The organism is Pelagicoccus sp. SDUM812002 (assembly GCF_031127835.1).
In the GTDB taxonomy this organism is placed as follows: domain Bacteria; phylum Verrucomicrobiota; class Verrucomicrobiia; order Opitutales; family Opitutaceae; genus Pelagicoccus.
Genome location: NZ_JARXHX010000007.1, coordinates 11,090 through 37,057, shown reverse-complemented (window position 1 = coordinate 37,057; position 25,968 = coordinate 11,090). Strand labels below are relative to the sequence as shown.

24 protein-coding genes are annotated in these 25,968 nt (G+C 55.4%); 16 read left to right on the top strand and 8 right to left on the bottom strand.

The genetic code is table 11. The features are described 5' to 3' along the window. Window positions 1-392: 392 nt before the first annotated feature. The gene (locus tag QEH53_RS11830) at window positions 393-2,306 is read left to right on the top strand and encodes an asparagine synthase-related protein (protein ID WP_309023403.1); all 1,914 of its coding nucleotides are present in this window, start codon (window positions 393-395) and stop codon (window positions 2,304-2,306) included. Here QEH53_RS11830 and QEH53_RS11825 read toward each other — a convergent pair. The 8 genes from QEH53_RS11825 to QEH53_RS11795 all read right to left on the bottom strand — a co-directional run bounded on the left by QEH53_RS11825 (window position 2,303) and on the right by QEH53_RS11795 (window position 7,714). Further along, window positions 2,303-2,455, bottom strand: a complete 153-nt coding sequence (locus QEH53_RS11825) for a lasso RiPP family leader peptide-containing protein (RefSeq protein ID WP_309023402.1) — start codon at window positions 2,453-2,455, stop codon at window positions 2,303-2,305. The two genes, QEH53_RS11830 and QEH53_RS11825, sit on opposite strands and share 4 nt — an antisense overlap. A gap of 88 nt (window positions 2,456-2,543) precedes the next feature. Then, the gene (locus QEH53_RS24445) at window positions 2,544-2,975 is read right to left on the bottom strand and encodes a lasso peptide biosynthesis B2 protein (protein ID WP_369426439.1); all 432 of its coding nucleotides are present in this window, start codon (window positions 2,973-2,975) and stop codon (window positions 2,544-2,546) included. Then, window positions 2,956-3,267 carry a PqqD family peptide modification chaperone gene (locus QEH53_RS11820; RefSeq protein ID WP_309023401.1) on the bottom strand — a complete coding sequence of 104 codons (312 nt, stop codon included), beginning with the start codon at window positions 3,265-3,267 and terminating at the stop codon, window positions 2,956-2,958. Before QEH53_RS11820 ends, QEH53_RS24445 begins: the two co-directional genes overlap by 20 nt. An 85-nt stretch (window positions 3,268-3,352) precedes the next feature. After that, window positions 3,353-4,246: a hypothetical protein gene (locus tag QEH53_RS11815; protein ID WP_309023400.1), complete on the bottom strand. Its 894-nt coding sequence runs from the start codon at window positions 4,244-4,246 to the stop codon at window positions 3,353-3,355. Window positions 4,247-4,365: 119 nt separating this feature from the next. Beyond that, window positions 4,366-4,992 (bottom strand): hypothetical protein, encoded by a 627-nt coding sequence (locus tag QEH53_RS11810; protein WP_309023399.1) that lies wholly within the window; start codon window positions 4,990-4,992, stop codon window positions 4,366-4,368. 506 nt (window positions 4,993-5,498) lie between these two features. Beyond that, window positions 5,499-7,019, bottom strand: coding sequence for a pyridoxal-phosphate dependent enzyme (locus QEH53_RS11805; RefSeq protein WP_309023398.1), 1,521 nt, complete (start codon window positions 7,017-7,019; stop codon window positions 5,499-5,501). After that, window positions 7,016-7,195, bottom strand: a complete 180-nt coding sequence (locus QEH53_RS11800) for a hypothetical protein (protein ID WP_309023397.1) — start codon at window positions 7,193-7,195, stop codon at window positions 7,016-7,018. The genes QEH53_RS11805 and QEH53_RS11800 overlap by 4 nt, the downstream gene beginning before the upstream one ends. Window positions 7,196-7,321: 126 nt before the next feature. Then, window positions 7,322-7,714 (bottom strand): RNA-binding S4 domain-containing protein, encoded by a 393-nt coding sequence (locus QEH53_RS11795; RefSeq protein ID WP_309023396.1) that lies wholly within the window; start codon window positions 7,712-7,714, stop codon window positions 7,322-7,324. A gap of 103 nt (window positions 7,715-7,817) precedes the next feature. On the opposite strand from QEH53_RS11795, the gene rodA reads away from it, so the two are divergent. From rodA to QEH53_RS11720, 15 genes are all read left to right on the top strand, one after another. After that, on the top strand, window positions 7,818-9,020 hold the full coding sequence (gene rodA, locus QEH53_RS11790) for a rod shape-determining protein RodA (protein WP_309023395.1): 1,203 nt from the start codon (window positions 7,818-7,820) through the stop codon (window positions 9,018-9,020). Between the two features lie 120 nt (window positions 9,021-9,140). Continuing rightward, a complete protein-coding gene (locus QEH53_RS11785; RefSeq protein ID WP_309023394.1) occupies window positions 9,141-10,889 on the top strand; it encodes an Rne/Rng family ribonuclease in 1,749 nt (582 codons plus the stop codon). Between the two features lie 201 nt (window positions 10,890-11,090). Continuing rightward, window positions 11,091-11,522, top strand: coding sequence for a hemerythrin family protein (locus QEH53_RS11780; protein ID WP_309023393.1), 432 nt, complete (start codon window positions 11,091-11,093; stop codon window positions 11,520-11,522). Window positions 11,523-11,664: 142 nt separating this feature from the next. Continuing rightward, the gene (locus tag QEH53_RS11775; protein ID WP_309023392.1) at window positions 11,665-13,101 is read left to right on the top strand and encodes a PQQ-dependent sugar dehydrogenase; all 1,437 of its coding nucleotides are present in this window, start codon (window positions 11,665-11,667) and stop codon (window positions 13,099-13,101) included. 210 nt (window positions 13,102-13,311) lie between these two features. Continuing rightward, window positions 13,312-14,079, top strand: coding sequence for a hypothetical protein (locus QEH53_RS11770; protein WP_309023391.1), 768 nt, complete (start codon window positions 13,312-13,314; stop codon window positions 14,077-14,079). Between the two features lie 201 nt (window positions 14,080-14,280). Next, window positions 14,281-14,823, top strand: a complete 543-nt coding sequence (locus QEH53_RS11765; protein WP_309023390.1) for a hypothetical protein — start codon at window positions 14,281-14,283, stop codon at window positions 14,821-14,823. Window positions 14,824-14,826: 3 nt separating this feature from the next. Next, window positions 14,827-15,735, top strand: coding sequence for an RNA polymerase sigma factor SigJ (gene sigJ, locus QEH53_RS11760; RefSeq protein ID WP_309023389.1), 909 nt, complete (start codon window positions 14,827-14,829; stop codon window positions 15,733-15,735). A 78-nt stretch (window positions 15,736-15,813) separates the two neighbouring features. Then, window positions 15,814-16,857, top strand: a complete 1,044-nt coding sequence (locus tag QEH53_RS11755; RefSeq protein ID WP_309023388.1) for an LLM class flavin-dependent oxidoreductase — start codon at window positions 15,814-15,816, stop codon at window positions 16,855-16,857. Window positions 16,858-16,934: 77 nt separating this feature from the next. Then, entirely contained in the window at window positions 16,935-17,459 is a 525-nt protein-coding gene (locus tag QEH53_RS11750) for an NAD(P)H-dependent oxidoreductase (protein WP_309023387.1), read from the top strand. A 1-nt stretch (window position 17,460) separates the two neighbouring features. After that, a complete protein-coding gene (locus QEH53_RS11745; RefSeq protein ID WP_309023386.1) occupies window positions 17,461-18,765 on the top strand; it encodes a hypothetical protein in 1,305 nt (434 codons plus the stop codon). Between the two features lie 121 nt (window positions 18,766-18,886). Continuing rightward, window positions 18,887-19,501, top strand: a complete 615-nt coding sequence (locus tag QEH53_RS11740; RefSeq protein ID WP_309023385.1) for a trimeric intracellular cation channel family protein — start codon at window positions 18,887-18,889, stop codon at window positions 19,499-19,501. A 105-nt stretch (window positions 19,502-19,606) separates the two neighbouring features. Then, window positions 19,607-20,749 carry an efflux RND transporter periplasmic adaptor subunit gene (locus QEH53_RS11735; RefSeq protein WP_309023384.1) on the top strand — a complete coding sequence of 381 codons (1,143 nt, stop codon included), beginning with the start codon at window positions 19,607-19,609 and terminating at the stop codon, window positions 20,747-20,749. A 36-nt stretch (window positions 20,750-20,785) separates the two neighbouring features. After that, window positions 20,786-23,908, top strand: a complete 3,123-nt coding sequence (locus QEH53_RS11730) for an efflux RND transporter permease subunit (protein ID WP_309023383.1) — start codon at window positions 20,786-20,788, stop codon at window positions 23,906-23,908. Then, window positions 23,901-25,322, top strand: coding sequence for an efflux transporter outer membrane subunit (locus tag QEH53_RS11725; RefSeq protein WP_309023382.1), 1,422 nt, complete (start codon window positions 23,901-23,903; stop codon window positions 25,320-25,322). The genes QEH53_RS11730 and QEH53_RS11725 overlap by 8 nt, the downstream gene beginning before the upstream one ends. Then, the gene (locus QEH53_RS11720) at window positions 25,319-25,939 is read left to right on the top strand and encodes a TetR/AcrR family transcriptional regulator (RefSeq protein WP_309023381.1); all 621 of its coding nucleotides are present in this window, start codon (window positions 25,319-25,321) and stop codon (window positions 25,937-25,939) included. The genes QEH53_RS11725 and QEH53_RS11720 overlap by 4 nt, the downstream gene beginning before the upstream one ends. Window positions 25,940-25,968: the final 29 nt, after the last annotated feature.

The following is a 25,968-nucleotide window of genomic DNA, read 5'->3' as shown; positions in this document are numbered from 1 at the left end:
TACGTAGATGGGAATGTCAGTCACACGTGGGAATGAGAAAAAAGCAAGCCCATTTCAGGCTAATCAAAAGCCCTCATTTGTCTGAATATCGTTCATAGCAAAAAGCTCTTCTCTCGATGTTAAAGTGGAGCTCAATGACTTCCATTACAGGGGTTATTCGGTTGAATTCCAAGATCGCTTTCCAGCATAGATGATACCAAACGAGCACACTATCTCAGAATCCTTATCCTTCGGCTGCACCCTCACATCAGCAAGCTGGATCTTTCTAGAGGCGAGTAACTAACCTTCGCAGCTACATGGCCGGCACATCACCAATGCAGTGTTGGAATATCAGAAGGAATGGCAGGTCCAATGATTGACTCCCAAAACAACCGGCACCACAAAACTGTTCGATGAGCGCGATAGCAGGGATTGTTGAGAGAACAGGACCTGTTGCGGTTCAAAACCTTAACAAACAAGGGGCAGCACTTCAAATACACGGTCCGGACGCTTCGGGCAAGTGGTACGATGACAACTGCGGCTTAGTCTCAAACCTACTCCGCGTGACGCCGGAAGATTACCACGATAATCAACCGCTCGTGGAAAATGGCATCACGATCGTAGCCGACGTCCGTTTGGACAATAGGGACGATCTCCTCCCTAAATTAGGATTAAACTCCACGATCAGAGCTCCCATCTCTGACACAGCCCTGATACTTCGTTCGTACCAAAAATGGGGGCACAGCTGCCTTGAGCGCCTCATCGGGGCTTTCACGTTCGCTATCTGGGAAAAACAGACGCGAAGCCTTTTCCTCGCGCGCGATCAGCGGGGGGAGAAGACTGTCTTCTACCACGAAAGCAATGGCTGCTTCGCTTTCGCCAGTATGCCAAAGGGTCTCTTTGCCCTGCCTTGGATCAAGCGAAACCTCAACGGGCGAAAACTAGCCGAGTTTCTTGTCCTGGATCACTCAAATCACGCTACGACTTTCTATCGAGGCATTGATCGACTACCTCCGGGTCACTCCATTGAAGTTCGGCCTCAAGGGTATAGATTGAAAAAGTACTGGAGCCTAAACTTAAACGAAAGTGTCGAGTACTCCTCCGACAAAGAGTACGAGGAACATGGTAGAGAGCTTCTAAACACCTGCGTGAAATCCAATCTCCGAAGCACTTCTTCAATCGGGGCAATGATGAGCGGGGGACTCGACTCCTCAGCAGTAGCGTGCACGGCAGCAAGATTGCTCTCCGCATCTGGCGGCGCGATACAAACCTATACCGAGGTCCCGGATCAATCCCTCAACCTCCCTCCTCCCAACCGAGCCCGCTACTGCGACGAAAGCCTCTTCATCCACGATGTTTGCGAAATGCATGCAAACATCTCCCCCCACTTCGTTGAGAGCACGACCCCCAACCTTTTCAAAAACTTCGAAAAGCGTTCCGAACTCCTAGAGGGACCCTATCGAAATCCATTCAACCAAATCTGGCTGGAAGACATCGCGGAAGTCGCATCCCAACAAGGAAACAATGTACTACTTACAGGACAATCAGGGAACATGAGCTTCAGCTACGACGGACTGTGGAACCTCCCCTCCTTGTTTGGAACGTTGCAGTGGGGAAAACTCGTTCGAATACTCCGGGATACTTCTCGTGAGCAAGAGATACCGCTAAGTGCACTCACTCGGTCGAAACTCATTATGCCGCTTTGCCCTAATCCAATCTGGAAAATGGCGATGAAGTACCGCAACAAAGGAGGGTTCCCCTGGAAAAGCTATTCTGCCATAAACTCCGACTTCATCCTCCAGCACGGCTTGCGCGAGAAATTCGAAGACGGCTCATACAGAGTTTCCAACGATGGAAAAAAGGCCCGATCTGACACAGCGATCGGCTACGACTATTTCGGCGAATTCCTCCAATGCATCAGCACTATGTTCGGAATCGAGCTGCGTGATCCGCTCGGTGACATCCGCCTCCTCCAATGGTGCCTCTCCATTCCGGAGTCACAATACCTGAGGCATGGCCAGCCTCGCTGGCTCGCTACAAGGATTGGATCAGGGCTCCTTCCTCCTTCGATACTCAACAACAAAAAACGAGGTTTACAAGCAGCGGGGTGGGCCTACTCCCTGGAAAAGCAACTGCCTAGAATTCGTCAAGAACTGGCAGACGCGAGAACCTCAGCTCTGGCTACGCACGCACTGGATCTTCCTGCACTTGAAGATCTCGTTAACAATTGGCCGGGAGCTTCGGCAGCTCCGATTCACACCTACCGCTTCAAACTATGTCGAAGCATCATGGTCGCACGATTCCTGCGAGTTCTCGAGGCGGGTTAGGACGCGAGACTGCCGTCAGACCCAGTTCCTGGACTTCCCAGCGTCTTTTCCACAACATCGCCCAAATCCTTGAGAGTGGGAGGCGACCAAACTGCCTTTTCACTCCGTTCACCAAGATAGCTAGATTCGGGAATATCTGAATTTTTCATGATAGGTCAGGAATGAGAGTCACGCTGATAAAAAGGAAGACTCACTTGACGAGTGTCAAGGCGCAGATGAAGCAATTAAATCCCTGAGTTAGGGTCGGCCGCCAAGTGTGGTGTATTCTTGCATAGCTCTACCTCCTCCGATCACAACGACACCCCCGCAAGTCAACCAAGCGTGTGCGGCGAAGGAATTCGTTTTCACTCCTATAACCATGTCGGACCGTATCCCTCGAATCCCAAGCATCCACTTCCCGGCCAAGGCTCTGCACAGGCACTTAGTTGAGAGGGGAAGATAACGTCCACCTCGTAGGATCGCATTAACATAATCATCAACGCCATCCCTCGTTTTGGCCATCACCGCGTGTCGCTCATTCGATCGCCCCCCTTTTATTTGTCGATGGATCCGAGAATAAGGCACTAGGGCTATCAAAGCATGGGCTAGCACAAGCCATACTGTTGCCTCACAAAATAATATAAGCTCCCAAATCCTAAGCTCTCGCAATTTACTCACTGGAAACCTCATTACGCTCAATGAGCCCCGCAGCCAACATTTCTACCAAAAAACTGAGAATATCGGAAAGGCAGAGCTCCCCGTCGACCTCGAAACGAACCATCATACGATCTCTCAAATTCCCAACCGTCATGGGCTCGCAGAGCTCGTCCCATATCAGACTCCCGACTCGGTCCATCTGGTAATATCGCCCTTTACCGACGCTCAAAGCGACGATCTCCCCATCGATTTCACAGGAAACCTGTTCAACACTACGAGCGATCACTGTGTCTACGCTAATGTTCTGATCTGATGTGCTGCCCATCAAACTATTCCGACTTCATCCAATTAACACTTCAACAAAACAAGTTAGAACGACACGAAGGAGAAATGATCAACTAAGCTGTCGCTCACTCAACCTCCAAATTCTCTAAAATCGCCGAAACCAACCTGTTGATAGGCATCCCGTCGCTCGGACGGATCACTTCTGTGACCCTAACAGTTTTGGCAAGCTCTGCTATCTGCTGAAAGTGCAAACGCGAGAGACCCATCCCTTCAACGAACTGGAGCCGATAGCTCTTCTCGCTAAGCCCCAAAAACTTTCGAGTCCCTGACAGGTCTCTCACGACGAGAGATCGACCGGCTGTTTTATTCAGGACGAAGATACGCTCCAGTGGGCAAGAACTCGAATGAAAGTCCTTGAGATCAATCGGAATCGCTCGCTTTTCAAACTGCGGCCTCACCCTCCTAAACTCGTTTTCTGATAGGCCCATCCAATCGAGGGAATCGAGCCACAGCTTACTCTGAGGGAATCCTGAATCGACTTCGATCCCACTGATCGAACAAATATCATCGGAAAGTAAAGCCATCCCCGCTTTCACCAGTGAAGCCGCGAGCGTCGATTTCCCTACGCCGCTGTCGCCAAGAAAGGCAACTGCCTTGCCTCCGGAGCTTACGACACTCCCGTGTAGTACCAGACGCCGCCGCTGCATTAAGATCGCTCCCAAGACTGAACCTAGCAGAAAAAGACGAACATCGTCGTATGAGGCATCATTAAGCCTCTCGAATGTGATTTCGATACCTCCTTGGGCGAGGTATCGAGCAACCCCATCTACGACCAAGAGCAACTTGCCCTCTTCAGCGTGAAAATCAGTACCTTCACCCCACTGACCATTGGAAGGCAGCGGCACCTTCGCTTCTTGGATGTAAACATCCGTTTTCTCACTCGAACCATGGCTCAACTCACGAAATTCAATCTCCGACTCTATCGCGAGACCGTAAGCGGTGTAAGAATACGTCTTCATAACTAAATGGCAGAATTCACGCAGAGCCTGATCTCAAGCGCGAACTCCAAGAAACTTCCTCACAAAAAAGAGCACCCTAATTGGATGCTCTTCAAATAAAACCAGTTCTCTGCGAAAACTTAACGCTGCGACTTCGATCTGCGTTTGGCTGCGAATGCTGCTAGAGCAGCCATACCGAGCATCGCAAAAGTAGATCCAGAGTCCGGGATCGGTTCGGCATCAGCCGCAAGAGCTGCCCAGTGTAGAACGACCTCTCCTTGGAAGTTCTCGTTCAGCTCAACTCTCCAATCAAGCACACCATTGTCGTTTAGCTCTAAGAGTAACGCGCCCGTCAGCTCTCCGATGTACGGAGTCACAATATTGAGGTCGAAACCAGCGAACCCACCAGCGGCACCCACGCTCCCAACGAAAGGCAACAAGTTTTCGCCTAAATGATACCTGAAATCGCCAAGGTAATCGAGCGTGCCCTGATTATTGTGGTAAAACCCTAGCCCAATTTCCGCACCGATAAGCTTCTCTTTCGTGTTGTCGAAAGTGTGGGCGTCCCAGTGGTAAGAGTCGGCGTCGTTGAAAGAAATTTCGAAAGTGCCCTCAGCGAACTTCTGGGATTCGTCACCATTGTTGGTGAGTGTCTTGCCAACTAGATCGACATCCCTGTACTCAGAATAAGTCCATGAGATAGCGTGAGCTGAGCTAACAGCGAAGACGGCTGCGATTGCGGTGAGAGTAAGAAGTTTGGTTTTCATGATGTTGTTAGTTTCGCAGTGGGATCTGCTGGATTGATCAAACATTCGCTTAAAAAAGGCTTCCTAGCAAGGAACTCACATTCAGGAACTTAACTCTCAGCTTTCCCCCGACCAAGCCTATCGGGGCAAAACGCAAAATCCCTCTAGGGTGCCTGAGGAAGAGCGCTCAAGAAAACTGTAAACTCTGTGTAAGCTACCGATTAACAAGCACTTCGAACCGCCATTTTTCAGAGTTCTTTACACTTTCGGCGCATGGTTTCCCCTCAATCTGAGGAAAAAAGTAGTAAGTCCTCATTACATCGAGACGCAACCTGATGGTTATAAGACACTTGTAGGATAAATAACGCGTATCAGGGCGTCCTTATGCTCTCGCTTTTTGCGAGTATCTCCCCGGTGGCACGATCAGGAGCAGCGGCCTTGGTCGGAGAAAACCTGTGCTCTTGGAAAGCAAGCAGACTGCGACTCTGCTCTTCACTCATGCCGGGGGGAGTGACAAGAAGCGGAATCTAGACGATGCGCCGCATAGCGTCCGCTGAAATCTCCTTTGCGTAGCGCAAGACCGTGTCGCGTTCGAAGACAGCTTTGCAAAACGAATCTCTCGTCTCGTCACTCGAAAAGTCGAAGCCGATCAAGGCGCGCCCCACCCGTTCGCCGGTGTAATTGTAGTTGAAGTAGACGATACTGGCGGCTTGGCAGTTCGTTCCCAAAAACTCCTTGAGAGCCCCTGGACGCTCGGGGAATTCGATTCTGATGAACAACGGGCGCTGCATCATCGAGGCATCATAGTGTATGATACGAAACTCGACGTCTTCCTGACCAGTCGCGTCTTCGTACGGGATGCTCAAAGTCCGCAGAGTTTGTTCAAACAATGCCAACTGCTGAGGCATCGCATCCACCCCGATCACCGGCTTAGCCGCCCTACCCTGCACCGCGCCGTGCTGAAACTCCACGATGCTCACTCCATCGGGAAACTTTTCCAACAAGGATAGCAAAGCTCCCGGACGCTCTTCTATCTCAAATCGATAATACTTGCGATGAGCCGACCCGATCCCTGCGTGGCGAACGATCCAAGCCAGCTGACCGAAATCCATGTTACCCCCGCACATAATAGTCAGCACTCGTTTGCCACGGCAGTATTCGCGTTCCTTCATCCAAGCCGCCAAGCCCATGGCGCCCGCCGGTTCCGGAATCGCCCTCAAGCGTTCCCAAAGTAGCTGAACCGCTGAACATACCTCCGGATTCGTAACCGTCACAAATCGGTCGATCAACTTCGCGCAGAACTGGCTCGTGAGGTCGCCCGCCCGTTTCACCGCCGTTCCATCGCAAAAGACGTCTAGGTAATCCAGTGTCAGCGGCGAACCATTTTTCACAGCAGCCGCCATCGACGCCTGGTCGACTCCCTCCACGCCCACCACCTCGATCTCCGGATAATAGCGCTTCAGCCAGCAAGCGACGCCAGACGCCATGCCACCCCCTCCAATCTGCAGGTAGACAAGATCAAAAGCGCCCACGCCTGCCATCACGATCTCGTCCGCCATCGTTCCTTGACCGGCAATCACCGCCAAATCGTCGTAAGGATGTACATAAGTCTGCCCCGTTGAGGCCGACAGGGCTTTGGCAGCCGCCGAGGCCGCATCGTAGGCGTCACCTTCAAGAATCACTTTCACTGACGCGCCGCCAATCGACTTGACCGCTTCCTGCTTCATTTGCGGGGTCGAACGCGGCATAAATATCGTCGCTGTCGTCCCTAGCTTACGGGCTGCTAAAGCCACGCCTTGGGCATGATTGCCCGCAGAGGCGCAGATCACACCGCGCCCCCGCTCCTCGTCGCTAAGCAGCTTCATGCGATTGTAGGCTCCGCGCCACTTGTAGGCGTGAATAGGCGAGCTGTCTTCCCTCTTAACGTAGACCTCCTCATCGGTACCGAGGTCTAGCTTTTCAAGCGGCGTTGCAGACGCTGCCTCATAGACGCGACGTCGGGCAGCCAAAGTTTCGTTGAAGAGTACTTCGAGATCCGCCCCGCTCACGAATAGAAGGCTCCCCAAAGACTCATGAATAGAACCGTGCCAAACCAGGCCGATCCGATCGCCAATACACCGAGCTCCGGCATACCTATCCACAAAACGAGAGCAAACGCTGACGCGATCGCCAACGGCAAATAGACGGTCTTAACCTTACTGGGCTCTTTCGGTTCTTCTTCCATGGCAGAATAAGCTATTACGCCGCCCAAGAAATCCAATGCCAAAAGGATGACCCTTAAAAGGTAAAGGCCGGGTAACCCAAAACTGAGATCCCCTTTCGCGGGAACCAACAATCCAAACCGGTGGCCTTATCCATCGCCAAACAACCGCTCCATGTCGCGGCGGTCTCGTTTGGTAGGACGCCCACTGCCAGCTTCTCGCTTGAGGACGACCTGGGCCAGCGTCTCACGCCGCACCTCGAGCCGCTCCGGAGGCGTCAAGTCCTCCATATATTGCGGAACCACCTTGGCTCCCACCCGTTTCAGCAGCAGTTTTACCACCTTGTACTCGCGCAAGATTTCGTCTTTCGTCACTTCGATAGTTTCACCGACGCGCACCGGTCGGGATGGCTTCACGTTTTCTCCACCGATCTCGACCTTCCCCCCTTTGCAGGCATCCGCAGCTTGGCCCCGTGTCTTGAAGACCCGTACCGCCCAAAGCCAGCGGTCGATCCGAACCTTTTCTAAATTCTTTGATTCCAAGCTTCCAGATTAGAAAACAAATCCCGCCCCCCGCCACTCTTTTTCCTTCCCATACAAAGCCCTAATCCACAATCCTCCCCAGCAACCAGCACCCAGCAACGCCTTGCTCCATTCGTCCCAAAAGCACCATCACCCGCGGGTAGACCTAATCAACCCGATCTGCATGCTGCTGCTCGCCTCCATCGGCATCCTGTTTATATACAGTGCCCAGTATTCGCGCGGTGGCACCGAGTGGCATAGCCAAATCGCTTGGCTATTTATCGGCTTAAGTATCTACACTGCCGTGTCGCTGACCGACTACGCCCTCTTCATGAAATACAGCCACTGGCTCTGGCTCACTGCCGTGGTCATGCTCATACTCGTCAAGTTCAGCCCCCTTGGCGTTACCATCTACGGCGCTACCCGATGGCTCAACCTCGGGTTCTACACCTTCCAGCCCGTCGAAATCGCCAAGCTCGCCGGCATCGTCATCAGCGCCAGCATCCTCACTCGCTCGGAGGTCGGCGACGTCAAGGATTCGCTCCAAGTGCTTGCTAAAATGGCGCTTGCGATTTCGGTGCCGTTTCTATTGATCTTGGCTCAGCCTGATCTCGGGTCCGCCTTGGTCATCCCCATTTTCGTGTTCGCCCAACTATACGCCTCAAATCTTTCCAAACGTTTTTTCACTACCGCCATCCTCGTGTTCGTGGCGTTGGTGGGAGCCATTTTAATCGATAACCACAACTACGTAAAATTTTTAGACGAAAACGGCATCGACCCTCAAAACATCGACCGCCGCTACCAGGAAACGACCTGGTTCCCCCTCAAAGACTACCAACGCAACCGCATTTTAACCTTCGTAAATCCTGACAAGGCCGACCCTCGTGGCACCGGCTGGAACCGGGAACAATCCATCATTTCAGTCGCCTCGGGCGGCCTGTTTGGCAAAGGCGTCAGACAGGGATCCCAGGCCCAACTCGGCTACCTGCCTCGGTCGGTAGCCCATAACGACTTCATCTTCTCCGTACTCGCGGAAGAAGCCGGCTTTATTGGAAGCGCAGTCGTGATCAGCCTCTTCGGAATTGTACTAGCAAACAGCCTGCGCATCGCCGGCCAAGCCAAGGACCGATTCGGTACCTTGCTCGTGCTTGGCGTCGTCGCCCTGTTCTCCGTCCACGTCTTCGTGAACATCGCTATGACTATTGGCCTGATGCCGATCACAGGATTGCCGCTCCCCTTCTTAAGTCATGGAGGCACCTTCATGGTGAGCTGCTGCATCCTCCTGGGACTGGTTCAAAGCGTTTATCGCTATCGCAAGGATTTCTAAGTCTGCCCTGAACAGCCGACGCAACCCACGCCTTCGAGAAATACCATCCAAACAGGAATAACACCGCTGCCGCTCTCCATTTAGGGACGCCCCCTGCAGAAACACAGGAAACGCGCCCAAATGAGCGAAAAAGAAACACAAAAAAACCAACCATCAGACCCAGCGACCAAGCTAGACGAAGAACTTCGCAACCCTCCTAAGCCCCAGACCGGCACCCGTGTCGACCAGGACAAGCTCAGATCGGAAGCAAACCAGCGAGCCAAGAAACGCCCGCTCATGACCAAGATCATCGAAAAGTTTAAAGGAGAGAAGAAGCCCTACCGCGAACTCATCATCAACTCCGAGCCCCTCGAAATCCGAGTCGGCTCCCTCGTGGACGGCATCCTCGACAAGTTCGATATCGAGCGCCGCCACTCCGCCCAACGCATTGTTGGCGGCATCTTCAAAGGCCGCATCAAGAACCTAGACCCAGGTCTAAAAGCCGCCTTCGTAGACATAGGTATGCCCAAGAACGCCTTCCTGCACTACTGGGACATCCAGCCGCAGGAAGCCGATTCGTCCATCGAGGTCGTCCGCGTTAATTCTTCAAGCAAGAAGAAAAAGCAGGCAAAGGTTCCTCTAAAGGATATCCCGAAGCACTACCCCATCGGCACCGAAATCGTCATCCAAATCACCAAAGGACCGATCGGCACCAAGGGTCCCCGCTCTACGACCAACCTCTCAATTCCCGGACGCTTCATCGTACTCGTTCCAAACTCCGACCAGTGCGGCATCTCACGCAAGATCGAAGACAACAAGGAACGCGCCCGCCTCAAAAAGATCATTCGCGACCTAACCATCCCCGAGGGCATGGGCATCATCGTCCGCACCGCGGGCGAAGGGAAGAAGGCACGCTACTTCGTGCGCGACCTTCACATCCTTCTGCAGACCTGGGAGAAAATCCAAACGAAAATGGACTCTGCCCGGGCCCCAGCCTGTCTCTATAAGGAGCCAGACCTCGCCGAGCGCACCGTGCGTGACTTCCTCACCGAGGATATCGATCGCGTCCTCATCGACAACGCCGAGGACCACGAACGCATCTCCGAAACCGTCGCCCAGATATCCAAGCGCTCCACCTCCAAGATCCAGCTCTACCAGGACTCGATCCCAATCTTCGAGCGCTACAATATCGAGAAGCAGATCGAGCAAACCTTCCAGCGACAAGTGCCACTCCCTTCCGGCGGCGCCATCGTCATCGAAGAAACCGAGGCTCTCATCGCCATCGACGTCAACACCGGCTCTCACAAGAACAAGGGCAACGAGAACGACACCATATTCCAGGTGAACTGCGAAGCTGCCGAAGAAGTCGCCCGACAGATTCGCCTGCGCAACATCGGCGGCCTCATCATCATCGACTTCATCGACATGAAGCAGCGCCGCCACCGCAACGCCATTCTCTCTCGCATGCGAGATGCCATGGCACCCGACAAGGCCAAGACGCACATTCTGCCCATCTCCCCGCTCGGCATCATGCAAATGACCCGCCAACGCATGCAGGAATCCGTCTCCTCCGGTCTCTATACCGATTGTCCCTACTGCCGCGGCAAAGGCATCGTCAAATCTGGCACCACCGTTTCCGTCGAACTGCAACGCAAGCTCTCCGGCATCATCCGCCGCGCTCGAAACCGCACCCCCGACCTCGAGAAGCCCATCAAGCTGCGCATTCTCGTCAACCCGTCTATCATTGATCGCCTCCGCGAAGAAGACGCTGACCTGCTTATCAGCCTCGAGAAAGACTACAACGCCCAGCTCACCTTCCGAGCCGACCCGAACTTCCACGTCGAAAACTACCGAGTCATCGACGTCGAGACCGGTGCTGCCTACGGCTGAGCGTTAATCAATTACCCACCCCAAATTGAAAAGCCCGGTCCGCGCAAGCGGCCGGGCTTTTTTGTGAGCAAAACACGGGTTCCTGCAGAACCCAGTCTAACACATCCGAATACCTAGCCTTATAATTGCCCCCTATCTCCAGCCGGCCGTTGCTATTATTTGGCGTTTACGCGAATTTCAAAGCAGTTCCGGAGGACGATCATGGCTATCGAATGGAGAAAAAATTTCGCTACCAATGACCCCCATATCGACGAGCAGCACCAGCAGATCTTTCGCTTCGCCAACAAGCTAGAAGCAATAGCCGAGCAAGCCGAAGTCGATACGAGGGAGGTCGATCACCTGCTACGCTTTCTTGAAACCTACATCCAAAACCACTTCCGTTACGAGGAAGCCTGCATGCTCAAGCGGCGTTGCCCAGTGGCCCAAAAAAACCGTTCCGAGCACCTAGCATTCAAGGGCTACCTCACCCGAACTCTCGAAGTATACCATCAAAACGGATACTCTCAGGAATGGGCTCAAACCCTCTACTCCAAGCTTGAGAATTGGTTGTCCAACCACATCTGCCGCGTAGACGTGCAACTCAGCGACTACCCCGAAAGAGTCGCCACATCCAAGGCTGCCAATTCCAACTAGCCCCCGCAGCTCTCAGAGCTGAAATTCGTGTTGCGTGCACTAGGTCGTTAACCGCTCAACTGTTAGACAAGATTGCATGAGTTCAACCCAGCCATTCGTCTGGCGTTTGGTTGAATCCTCAGAAAGCTAAGCGGTCTACACCATGATTCGAAACGCTACTTTATTGCTCCTACCCATCGCAGCCCTCACCACTAGCCTATCCGCTCAGAACCGGATCGGGTCGGGAGACGTAAGCGAACTCTACAAAACCTACTGTGCAAACTGCCACGGCGAAAACCTCCGCGGCGGGCAAGGCAGCTCCCTCGTCGACGGCATCTGGGCCCACGGCAGCAGCGACGCTGATATCGCGCGAGTCATCGCGGAAGGCATTCCCCAGACCGAAATGGTCCCATGGAAGCACTCGCTCTCAGAAAAACAAATCCGCTCCCTTGTCATCTACATCCGCGAGCAAGGCCAAATGGCCGCCCGCGAAGCCCTTCCGGAGGACGCGTTCAAGCCCAAGCAAGGAGTCTTCAACTCCGAAAAACACGACTTTACCCTCGAGGAAGTCGGGCAAGGCGAAGGCATTCTCTGGGCCATCGAATTCCTGCCCGACGCTTCAATGCTCGTCACCCAGCGCGATGGTGTCCTATGGCACTTCAAGGACGGCGAGCGGAATGCTATCGAAGGAACTCCCGAAGTTTGGCAGCACGGCCAAGGCGGCCTTCTTGAAGTTCAAATCCATCCCGAATACGCCGAAAACGGCTGGATCTATCTCGGCTACTCCGAAAACGTAGGCGGCAAGGACGACGGAAAGGATGCTGGCATGACCGCCGTCGTCCGCGGGCGAATAAGCGACGGCAAGTGGATCGACCAAGAAGAGATCTACCACGCCCCAGAAGACCTGCATTCTGCCGCCGGAGCCCACTATGGGACCCGCTTCGTCTTCCAGGACGGCTACCTATTCTTCGGTATCGGTGACCGCGGTCGCCAAGATCAAGCCCAAGAGCTCGGACGTCCCAACGGCAAGATCCACCGAATCCACGACGACGGACGCATCCCGGCCGACAACCCCTTCCTCGACGACCCAAAAGCCCTCGCCACGATCTGGTCCTACGGCCACCGCAATCCCCAAGGTCTCGACGCCCATCCAGAGACCGGAGCTCTCTGGGAAGTCGAGCACGGCCCACGTGGAGGAGACGAAACCAACCTCATCCATCCCGGCCTCAACTACGGCTGGCCCATCGCCACCTACGGCATGAACTACAACGGGACCCCAATCACCGAGTTCACCGATAAAGACGGCGTCGAGGCACCTAAACACTACTGGGTACCCTCCATCGCGATTTGTGGTATCGATTTCTACGAAGGCGACAAATTCCCTGAATGGAAAAACAATCTCTTCGTAACCGGCATGGCCTCGCAGGAACTTCATCGACTCACCATCGAAGGCGATCAAGTTGTCGCAGATGAAATTGTATTCAAAGGACAAGGACGTATACGCGACGTCTACAGCGGCCCAGACGGTTTCCTCTACATACTGATCACTCAGCAATCTCCGCGAGCCGGCGCCATCTACCGCCTCAAACCAGCGAGTTGATAGATTGCTGCAAGGCTTTTGGGCCTAGCATGAAAATGCGACTCTATCAGGCTGAGATGCACATTTGATGTGGAGTGCTCGACAAGTCAGTGCAGAGGCCTGGGAAATAGGAGCACTCGATAGGCAGGTAAATACGCGGGGGCGTACCGAGGAATATCCTAAATATTCACGACCCGTTGACCTCTCGATGGTAAGTATTACTAAGGAGATATGAATCATAAAACTCAATCTCTTAGGGGCATACTCTTGGCTATCACCTTGGCTGCAGGAACTGCTCAGTTGGCATTTGCCGTTCAGTACTGCTACGAAGTTAACTTCGAAGGCACTTTAAGCTACAATTTCTCTGATTCGGTGATTGGAGAAATCGCCAATGGCCCCAAGGAGGGCGACAAGTTCTATGGGAGAACCCTGTACCAATTCTCGACTCCAGATCTTTTCGAAAATGTTGCTGGATCTGGACCCGACCAATACTCGGCCAATTATTTCGGAAATACCCAATTCGATTTCCAATTTGGGGGTAACCATCTTTTCGATTACGGGACGACAAACGCAATCCACGTCAGTGGCCTCCAAAACACGGTCGTATTCGGTTCCTCCGAACAGGACGCAGCGATACTAGGTTTGCCAATAGTAGAGAGTATATCCCAATCCAATTCAAACGGCGGCTACGAGTTCGGCACTCCAGGCAGTCTCTTGGAGTTTGTATTAAACGGCTATCGACCAGTGGGCTCCATTAGACTGGAAGGAGCACTGGATTTTCTCGCGTCAAACCCCAGCTCTCTAGAAGTAGCATCATTCGAGTTTTTCACAACCGGCCAATCGAGTATGGGCGGGGCATACGATGTGACTTTTGACAGTATTCATGTGAGCAAAACGACAAAGGTTCCAGACAACGGTTCTTCAATGTTCGTAGCTTCCCTATCGATATTCGCGCTGATCGCGACAAAGCGGTTTACGAAAAAAACTCGCGACATTTAAGAACGAAACGACGAGTACGCCGTCCTTGAATATTCCACCTCCCTCTGTTGGAGGAGTCACACCCTTCCACGGATCGCCGCTCGATCGCCGTCTACTTCTCCTGCGAGACGATGCGAGCGGGCAAAGCAAAAACGTCCCCAGAATTAGAAAAAACGCCCAAAGGCTGTCACACCATTCCAACCTGTTTCGTCATCCACAGTGATGACAACTGGAACGATACAAAACGCCGACAATCCTAAGCAATCTGCCCTTAGCCAGATCGAAGCCTTCGAGACCGCCTATGGCTACGACTGTACTTACATGAAGGCCATGCTCAAGCATGCTCCCGAAGCCCTTGAGGTCTTCAACGCCTTCGTTCCCATGGCCGGACATCGCAGGCACGCACCCCTTGAAGTCTACTTCGCAGCAAAGCTCACCGCCTACCGACACGCGGACTGTGGCCCATGCCTCCAGCTCGCCGTACGTTTCGCTCAGCAAGCCGGCGTCCCCGACTCACTCATCGAGACGCTTGTCTTCGATAGCGGGGAGCTAAGCGAAATTCTCGAACGTACCCAAGCGTTCACCCGAGCTTGCCTCGCCAACACCGCAGACTCCGAAACCCTGCGCAGCGAGCTCAGCTGGGAACTCGGTCCCGCCGCCATGATCGAAATCGGTCTCGCCATCGCAGCGGCACAAGTTTTCCCAATCGTCAAAAGCGCCACCGGCCACTACAAATCCTGCTCTGTGGTGACCCTCGAAGTTTAAATCATGGCCGACTCCCTCGAAACTGCCATCGAAACGCATCGCTCTTCCATCGAAGGGCTCGCCTATCGCATGCTCGGTTCTAGGGTCGACGCCCAAGACATCGCCCAAGAGAGCTTGCTAAAATGGCACCAGCTTGACGAGCAAACCCGTACCGCCATTCGCGAGCCACTCGCTTGGCTACACACTGTGGCGAGCCGGCTCGCCATCGACCACCTCAAATCAGCCCAACGACAGCGAGAAACATACATCGGTCCCTGGCTTCCCGAACCACTACTTATCACCGAAACTACACCAGCCGACCTGGCAAGTATCGACGATTCCATTACGTTCGCACTACTTCACGCCATGGAACGGCTCACTCCCACGGAACGGGCAGCCTTCATCCTGCATGACGTCTTCGATTATCCTTTCGCCACCATTGCCCAGATCCTGCAAAAAGAAGTATCTGCCTGCCGGCAACTCGCCTCCCGAGCCCGTCAGGCATTGAAAGCGAATCGACCAAAATCAAACGTCGCACCGGAGGCCCACCAAAAGCTCCTGGAAGCATTCATCCAAGCTGCAGCACAGGGCGACGAAAGCGGGCTGGAAGCGATTCTCGCTGAAGACGCGATCCTCTACTCAGACGGTGGATCTCTCGCTAAAGCAGTCCGCAAGCCCTTGCGTTCTCGCGAACTCATTACTCGCCTTTTCGTCGGACTGTCGCGAAAGGCCCGTAAGAGCGGTGACGCTAGGACAGCGAAATTCACTCGAATCAACAGCCAACCCTCCGCCCTCATCTTCACAAACGGAGTGATCGACACCGTATTTACAATCGAAATACACGACAGAAAGATCCAAACACTTTACCAACAGCGAAACCCCGAAAAGATCCGATTCCTTCAAGAGAGGTTCCCGACCGCCGAAGCCAATTGACCAGCGGAAGGTAGCTCGCAATCAGCCACGCAACATCCTCCTACCCTGAATCGTTGTAGGTCTAAACACCACGACGATATGCAAATAGGAATCGACAGTTTCGTGGCGACCGACGCCGACCCGTTAACCGGAAAAACCGTTAGCCCACGCCAGCGTGTGGCCGACCTTCTCGAGGAAATTGAGCTAGCCGACCAGGTCGGACTAGATGTTTTCGGCATCGGCGAGCACCACCGGGAAGAGTATCTCGACTCCGCTCCAGCGGTGCTCCTAGCCGCCGCTGCTGCACGCACCAAAAGCATCCGCCTGACCAGCGCCGTCACCGTGCTCAGCGCCGCCGATCCTGTGCGCGTCTTCCAGCAGTTCGCCACCCTGGATCTCGTCTCGCAAGGCCGAGCCGAGATGGTTGTCGGTCGCGGTTCCTTCATCGAATCATTCCCCCTTTTCGGCCTCGCCCTCGAAGATTACGACGACCTTTTCGTCGAAAAGCTCGGCTTACTACTGAAGCTCCAAGAAAAACCGAACGTCAATTGGACGGGTAAACACCGCCCCGCACTTTCAGGTCAAGGCGTATATCCACGACCCATCCAGAACCCTGTTCCCATTTGGCTCGGTGTTGGAGGCACGCCCCAATCCTTCGCTCGAGCGGGGCGGCTCGGACTGCCGCTTATGGTAGCGATCATCGGAGGAGAGCCGCATCGTTTCAGACCGCTCATCGACCTGTACCGCAAGTCGGGCGAGGAAGCGGGCCACAGTCCCGAAACCCTCAAGGTGGGTCTCCATTGCCTCGGCTACGCGGCCAACAGTGACATTCAAGCTGCCGAAGAATTCTTCCCCGGGTACGCTAGAGCTTTCACCGCTATCGGCAAGGAACGTGGTTGGCCGCCCGTGACCCGCCCCCATTTCGATTCCCTTCTGGGTCCGACAGGCGCATTACATGTGGGCGGGCCCGGATCCGTAGTCGAAAAAGTACTACGTCAGCACGAAGCCCTCGGAGGTATCGATCGCTTCAGTTTCCAAATGTCCGTCGCCTCACTGCCTCACGGGCAACTCATGCGTGCCATTGAGCTGCTGGGCACTCTCGTTGCCCCGGCAATTCGCAAGGAACTTGCTATCGACGGATAACTCGAGCACGCTGCCACGAGTCGAATTTCCCTCAATCGAACCAGAGAACCTTATCTCTCTCACGTCCACACTTCGCTATGAAAATCCTCGCCTTTGGAGCCTCCACCAGTTCCCAATCCATCAATCGCAAGCTCGCGCTCTACGCAGCAAGCCTCATCTCAGGAGCGAGTGTCACCGCCTTGGACCTGCGTGAATACAAGCTCCCAATCTACAGCGCCGACGAAGAGGAAGCGAACGGCGTTCCAAACGACGCGAAGAAATTCCTCGAGCAGATACAATCCCACGACGCAGTTGTCCTCTCCCTAGCAGAGCATAATGGCTCCTATTCTGCCGCCTTCAAAAACCTCTACGACTGGGCTTCCCGCCAAGAACAAAAGGTCTGGGCCGGCAAACCCATGCTGCTCCTCGCCACATCTCCCGGCGGTCGCGGTGGAGCGACTGTGCTGGCCACCGCCAAGGAGACTTTCCCACGCATGGGAGCCGATCTCAAAGCCACCTATAGCCTCCCTAGCTTCTACGACAATTTTGACGACAAGAAGGGAATCACCGACTCCATGCAGCTCGAGTTTCTGCGCAACGCTACCGAGAAACTGGAAGCCTAAGATGTCTGGGAAGGCTCTGGGCCACCTCTACGACAACGTAAATGGCGAGGAAGAGACCCGAATCTGCAAGGACATACCCGAGTCCGCCTGCAAGCACCTCCCGCGAAACTACTTCGCCTACCTCGCTTCCAATGTCCTAAGCAAACTCGCTGACGAGCTGAGCAGCGCTCGACTCGTCCTGCCGTGGTTGTTCGCCTCTCTCGGAGCTCCCATCGGACTCGTGGGCTTTATCGTGCCCATGAGAGAAGCAGGCGTTTTGCTACCTCAGCTTTTTGTATCCGAATACCTTAGACAAAAAGAGATTCGAAAATACGCTTGGCTCGCCGGAGCTGCCTTTTCGGGCCTTTGCTTGCTTCTCGTTGGTGTGTTTACGCCTTATCTTTCGAGCACCGTTGCTGGCTACACCACGCTATTGCTGTTGCTAGCTTACAGCCTCGGCCGCGGCGTATGCTCCGTATCTGCCAAAGACGTCATCGGAAAGACTGTATCCAAAAAGCGGAGAGGCACCCTCATGGGCTACAGCGCCGGTGTATCAAGCGCCTTGGTACTGGCAATCGGGCTATGGCTCACATTCGCCGAGCGTGCCGGCGGCGACTCGCTTCCCTTTATCCTCCTCGTCGTGGCCGGCATCCTTTGGTTTGCATCGGTCGCTTGTTTTTCCCGCATTGTAGAAGAACCGGGAGCGACCGAGGGAGCGCGCAGTCCAATCGAGGCGATCCGCGAAAACATCGGCCTCCTTACCGACGATCGAGAGTTTCGCCACTACCTCTACGCCCGCGGACTACTGCTAAGCGTCGCCCTTGCACCCCCTTTTTATGCGCTGTTGGCAAAAGAAGGAAACGACTCCACCAGCACACTCGGTTGGCTCATCTTGGCGGGCGGACTCGCGGGTACTCTGGGAGGACCGATCTGGGGCAAGTTTGCGGACATCTCGAGCCGCTCCACTATGGCCTTCGCCTCGTTGGCCAGCGGCCTTTTCGGAATCGGCACCGCTCTGTCCTACCAATTCGGTAACAGCCAATGGCTGCAGAGCCCCATCGCACAGGCCTTCCTATTTTTCGTCATCAGCGTTTTCTACGCCGGCGTCCGTCTCGGACGAAAAGCCTACCTCGTCGACATGATCAGCGGCGACAAATCGGCATACGTCGCAGTCGGCAATACGATCATCGGCATCAGCTTACTCGTCATGGGCAGCCTTGGCTTCCTCGCCCATTCGCTCGGTCCTAGCGGCACCATTGGAGTTCTCGGAATCATCTCGGTCGCCGGCTCGCTGGTCGCTTGGAAGCTACGTGAAGTGAGCGGCTAGCAAAAAATAAACTCGATGGAGGAGACAGCTCTGCCCCAAGGTTCCTACCTCTCCGCCGTAACCTAAAAAGCTTCTCTGTGGACAAGCTGCCAGAACTGCACTCCTTTCGATTCGACCTTCCATGCTGCACGCTCTCGACATATTCGGCACCATCGTCTTCGCCCTCACCGGCGTACTTGCCGCCGGACGAAACAACCTCGACCTTTTCGGAGCCCTCGTCCTCGCCGCCGTGACAGCTATCGGAGGCGGCACCCTACGCGACCTCATTCTCGACGTACCGGTATTTTGGCTCGTCGATCCCAGCTATCTCTACCTGATCCTCGGCACTTGGACCGTCGCTCTCATCGCCGCACGTTTCACCCAGCACATCCCCGCCGGCGCGATCCAGTGGTCCGACGCCCTCGGGCTCTCCGCCTTCACCGTCATGGGTACGGCCAAAGCCCTACAGACGGTCGACTCGCCCATCGTCGCCATCCTCCTCGGCACACTCACCAGTGTGGCCGGCGGGCTCATCCGCGACCTCCTCGCCAGCCGTACACCCATGGTCCTGAACCGCCAACGCCTCTACGCCAGCGCCTGCATCGTCGGCTGTACCGTCTACATTCTGGTCCTCCCTTGGAATCCGGCATGGGCAACCATCGCCGCCATGCTCGCCACCTTCACCCTCCGAGCCGGAGCCCTCCTCTGGGACTGGAAACTGCCGATCTTCCCCGCCAGAGGCTCGGACGAAGACTAAACGCTCCCCTCCCCTCAATTTCGGCTTTCATACGCTTTATCAATGAATGAACATTCATTTTTATTGACGGCCTATAGATGAACGAACATTCATTCCTCCTAAATCATGAAGCACCACATTCCTTTCAGCGCTCTCTTCCTTTTTTCGTCAGCATTCCTCGCAGGCTGCGGCTCGCAAGAAACCGCCGATTCAGCCACCCGGCAGCGGCCCGCGCCCTCCGTCACAGTGACCGAAATCAAGAGCGAAGAGATTGTCATCACCCGAGAACTTCCGGGCCGCGCCTCTCCGTTTCTCATCGCCGAAGTACGCCCGCAAGTAGACGGCATCGTGGAGCAGCGCCTCTTCACCGAAGGCGCTCTTGTTACGGAAGATCAAGCCCTCTACCAACTGGACGACGCGCGATATCAGGCCAACTACGAGGTTGCCAAAGCCTCTCTCGAAAACGCTCAATCGGCACTCAAGCTGGCTCGCTCGGAAGCGAATCGCAGCAAGGACTTGTTTCAGTCCAAAGCCATCAGCGCCCAGGAGTACGACGGCTCCCAAGCCACCCTCCAGCAAGCCGAAGCCCAGGCCAAGCTGGCCGCAGCCTCGCTCGCGAGCTCAGAAATCACCCTCGACTACAGTCGCATCGCCTCCCCCATCAGCGGACGGATCGGCAAATCGAGCGTCACCAAAGGCGCCCTCGTCACCGCCAACCAGCCGACCCCCTTGGCCACCGTCCAGCAGCTCGACCCTATCTACGTGGACCTAACGCAGTCGAGCAGCGAACTCCTCGCTTTCCGCCGGGCTATCGCCAATGGCGAACTGCAAGCAACGGACCTACCGGTTAAGCTGATTCTCGAAGACGGCACCGAATACCAACATCCCGGTAAATTCTCCTTCTCGGAAGTGAGCGTCGACCCTAGCACCGGCACCTACACCCTCCGCGTCGAAACGCCCAACCCCGACCACGTTCTCCTCCCGGGCATGTATGTCCGCGGAATAATTAGCGAAGGGCTTCGCCCCGACGGCATCCTCGTCCCGCAAAAAGCAGTCAACCGTCAGTTCGATGGATCCACCGCAGTCATGGTGGTCGGAGCGGACAACAAAGTCGAATCGCGCCCCGTCCAGCTCGGCCGAACTATTGGACACAAATGGATAGTGGAAAGCGGCCTCAAACCGGGCGACCGCGTCGTTATAAACGGACTACAAAAAGCTCCAGCAGGAACCGCGGTGAAAATCAGCGGCACGGAGTCTAGCGAGGGCTAATCCCTCGCGTACCGCAATTCTTAATACACTACGACCATGGCCAAATTTTTCATCGACAGACCCATCTTTTCTTGGGTCATCGCCCTCACGATAATGATCGCGGGCGGGCTCAGTATGATGCAGCTGCCCATCTCCCGCTATCCAACCGTCGCTCCTCCATCAGTGGGGATTACCGCCGTCTATCCGGGAGCCTCCGCACAAGTTGTAGAAGACTCCGTCACCCAAATCATCGAGCAAAGCCTCACCGGACTCGACGGGCTCATCTACCTCTCCGCCACTAGCGAATCATCTGGCGTATCCACTATCACCGCAACCTTCGAGACCGGTACCGACCCGGACATGGCTCAGGTTCAAGTGCAAAACAAGATCCAATCCGCCACCGCCTTGCTTCCGAATCAAGTGCAACAACAGGGCGTGACCGTATCCAAAGCGGGAGAAGGTTTCCTCATGGTACTCGGCTTCGTTTCCGACGACGGAAGCATGGGCCGCGTCGACATTGCCGACTACCTCGTCGCCAACGTCGCTGACCAGATCGCTCGCGTGGAAGGAGTCGGAAGCGCTCGTGTATTCGGCGGACAATACGCCATGCGCATCTGGCTCGATCCCAACCGGCTCAAGTCCTACGAGCTCTCGGTCTCCGATATCACTGCCGCTGTTCAAGCACAGAACCAGCAAGTTTCCATCGGCCAGCTGGGCGGTGCGCCTTCGGTACCAGGGCAAGAAATCAACTTCACCATCAATACCCGTGGGCGCCTGCAAACCGCCGACGAGTTTGAGAATGTCGTCGTACGCAGCAATCCCGACGGCTCCATACTCCGTCTCAGCGATGTCGCTCGAGTCGAACTAGGCTCCCAGGAATACGGCCAAGAAGTTCACTACAACGGCCAACAAGCCGGCGGCATGGCCGTCTCCCTAGCCTCAGGAGCGAACTCCCTCGAAACTGCCGCCGCCGTCAAAGAACTCGTAAAGGAAATCGAACCTTTCCTACCGGAAGGCCTGCGCGTGGTCATACCCTTCGACAACACTCCTTTCGTCCAAGTCGCCATCGAAGGCGTCATCCACACCTTGTTGGAAGCGGTTGCCCTCGTCTTTATCGTCATGTTCCTCTTCCTCCAAAATTGGCGAGCCACCTTGATTCCGACCATCGCCATTCCAGTAGTCCTACTCGGCACATTTGGAGTACTCTCGATACTTGGATTCTCCATCAACATGCTGACCATGTTCGCCATGATCCTCGCCATCGGCCTATTGGTTGACGACGCAATCGTGGTCGTGGAAAACGTGGAACGGCTCATGAGCGAGGAAGGCCTCAGCCCTAAGGAAGCCGCTCGCAGATCGATGGACCAAATCACCGGAGCCCTCGTCGGCATCGGCGTCGTTCTCTCCGCTGTCTTCGTTCCCATGGCCTTCCTCGGAGGCGCTACCGGCGTGATCTATCAGCAATTTTCAGTCACCATCGTCACGGCCATGGCCCTCTCCGTCGTCGTGGCCATCGTCTTTACGCCAGCCCTTTGCGCAACCATGCTGAAGCCGATCGAGAAAGGTCACCACATTAAGGATACAGGATTCTTCGGTTGGTTCAACCGCACCTTCGACCGCCTAAACAATCGCTATCAAGGCACCGTGGGAAAAATCATCGGCCACAGCAAGAGCTTCTTCGCCGCCTTCCTAATAATCGTGGGCCTCATGGTCCTTCTATTCCTCAGGTTGCCCACCGGCTTCTTGCCAAACGAGGACCAAGGTTCCATCTACGCCCAAATCATCGGTCCAGTGGGAGCAACCCAAGAGCACACCCTCGAAGTTCTTGAAGAGGTTGAGGACTACTTGCTCAACGCTGAAAAAGGAGTCGTCGCCGACGCATTCACCGTACAGGGCTTCAGCTTCGCGGGTACCGGCCAAAGCAACGGCATGGCCTTCGTCAGCCTGGAAAACTGGGACGACCGCCCTAATCCCGAGCAAAGCGCCCAAGCCCTCGCGGGCCGCGCCAACGCCGCTTTCAGCCGTATCGAAGGCGCCACTGTATTCGCCTTCGCCCCGCCGCCCATCACCGAGCTCGGCAACTCCTCAGGCTTCACCTTCTACCTGAAGGACAACGCAGGCCAAGGCCACGCCGCCCTCATCGCTGCTCGCAACCAGTTCTTCGGCATGGCTGCCCAAAACCCGAAGCTTACCAATGTTCGACCCAACGGCATGGAAGACGCTCCCCAGCTTCGCGTCCTCATCGACAATGCCAAGGCCGCATCGCTCGGCCTCTCCATTCGTGAAATCAACAACACCTTGGGCGTCGCGTGGGGCGGCCTCTACATCGACGACTTCATTGACCGCGGCCGCGTCAAGCGCGTCTACATGCAGTCGGAAGCCGAATACCGCATGCAACCGGAAGACTTCGAAACCTGGTCCGTACGCAATGCCGACGGCGAGATGGTGCCCTTCTCCTCCTTCGGCAGCACAGAGTGGAGTTACGGTTCCCCTCGCTTGGAAAGATACAACGGCGTATCCGCAGTACAAATACAGGGCCAAGGATCCGCTGGAGTGAGTTCAGGCGACGCCATGCTAGAGGTTGAAAAACTCGTCCAACAGCTTCCAGAGGGCTTCGGAATCGAATGGACAGCCTCTTCCTACCAAGAACGTCAGGCCGGAGACCAGACCACGCTCCTCTACGCCCTCTCGCTCCTCATGGTATTCCTCGCCCTAGCAGCGCTCTACGAGAGCTGGACCATCCCCACCGCAGTCCTCTTGGCCGCGCCACTGGGAATCGTAGGAGCTGTATTGGCAAACATGGCACGCGGCTTCGAGCGCGACGTCTACTTCCAGGTCGCGATGCTCACCACCGTCGGTCTCACCAGCAAGAACGCCATTCTCATCGTCGAGTTCGCCAAGATCAACTTGGAGAACGGTATGCATCTTTTGGATGCAACGCTGCACGCCGTACGCGACCGCCTCCGACCGATCCTCATGACCTCGCTGGCCTTCGGTCTCGGCGTCGTGCCTCTTGCCATCGCCAGCGGAGCCGGTTCCGGCGCCCAGATGGCCATCGGCACCGGAGTCCTAGGCGGCATGCTGGTCGGCACCTTCCTCGGGCTGTTCTTCGTACCCCTCTTTTTCTTCGTCATCGAACGTCTCTTCATCCGCAAAAAAGGACACCAGAGCCATGCATAATCGAATCATCACTTTTCCCGTCATCGCCGCCGCGCTCTCACTATCCGGATGCGCCGCACTGCAGCCAACCTTGCCTCAGCCAAACGCCCAAATCGGCGAGCAATGGCAAAGCGGCAATACGCAATCACCGCCAGCCGACAGATCTTTAGACATCTTCGGATCCTCAAACGCTTCCGACGTCGGCTGGCGCAATTTCTTCACCGACCCTAATCTGGAACAGCTCATCGAGCTCTCCCTCGAGAACAACCGAGACCTTCGTGCCGCCGCGTTGAACGTGCAGCGTGCCCGCGCACAGTACCGTATCCAAAGATCAGATCGCCTGCCTTCGGTCAACGGCACGGCAGCGATGACCCGCACCGGCGGCGACGCCCTTCCGGAAACTGAACAGTACGAAGCCAATCTCGGAATCGCCTCCTACGAAATTGATCTCTTCGGTCGCGCGAAAAACCTCAGCGACGCCGCATTGCAAAACTACTTCGCCACCGAAGAGGCCCAACGCAGCGTACAGTTGAGCTTGATCGCCGAGGTCGCAAACGCTTACCTGACCCTCTCCTCGGATCTCGAGCTGCAACGCATCGCCCAAGCCACCCTCGAGACCTACCGAGAACAGTTCGACATATCCAGCAGCGGCTACGAGCTGGGCAGTGTTTCCAGCCTCGAGCTCAGCCAGGTCGAAACCTTGCTGGCCAGCGCTCGGGCCGACCTCGCCCTTTACTCCGGACAAATCGCTCAAGATACCTCCGCCCTCAGCTTGCTCGTGGGTCGCCCAGTAACCAGCGATCTACTGCCGGATAGCTTCGACCTACAAGTGAGCGGACTCGCCCCGCTTTCAGCTGGCGTCCCTTCGGAAACGCTCTTCCGCCGTCCCGACCTGCAACGCATGGAGCACCAGCTCCGCGCCGCCAACGCAAACCTCGCCGCCGCCCGCGCCGCCTTCTTCCCTTCCATTTCCCTCACCGGAACAGTAGGCAGCTTGAGCGGAGAACTGTCCGATCTTTTTGAAGACAACACCGGCACTTGGAGTTTCATTCCTCAAATCCGAGTGCCCATCTTCCAAGCGGGCAAGCTGCGGGCCAACCGCGACGTCGCCAAAATCGACCGTGAGATCACCCTGGCCACTTACGAAAAAACCATCCAAACGGGATTCAAGGAAGTCTCCGACGCCCTCACCTTCAGCTCGACCTTGGCTCAGCGACGCCAGGCCATCGAAGCCCTCGTCGAGGCCGCCTCCAAAACGCAATCCCTCTCCGAGAAACGCTACCAAGCGGGCCGCGACAGTTATCTGACCTTGCTCGATTCGCAACGAACCCTCTACAGTGCCCGCCAAGCCCTCGTACAGTCACTCCTCCGCGAACAGAGCAATCGCATCGAACTCTACAAAGTCCTTGGAGGCGGCTGGAATGAAGAGTCATGAAACCTGCCGAAAAAGACAATCCCCGCTCCCCCAAGCACGCCGAGGCCCAGCGTAACCGCATCCTCGACGCCTCCGAAGAGTGCTTCATCAAATTCGGCTTCCACGCGGCCAGCATGGCCCGTGTGGCCGAAACTGCCGGCATCAGCCAAGGCCTCGCCTACCGCTACTTCAAAAGCAAGAGCGCCATTATCCTCGCCATTATCGAGCGCCAACTCTCCGAGCGCCACTCTATCACCGAGGAATCCTCATCCGCCGAAGACTACGTCCAGAAGATTCTCGGATTGGTCAACAGCTGGACTAGCTCCGACTTCTCACGCATGAATCCAGTTTTGTTCATCGAGATGTGCTCGGAAGCCTCGCGAGATCCAGAGATACAGGCCGCAATCACCCAAGCCGATAATGCCTACCGAAACGACTTCAAGAAATGGATGCACAACCTGGCCGAGAAGTCCGGCAGCTTCCTATCCGAGGACGAGATCAACAAGCGCTTCTACGCTCTGCAATGCCTAATCGAAGGGACCGCTCTCCTGGTGACACGCCAGGAACAGCGCACCGCCTCCAACCAGTGGGTCCTCTTCTTCATACGCCAGATCGTCTCGCCCGACTCGAAGACCTAAAGCCCAACCATCTGGCCAAAACAAAAAAA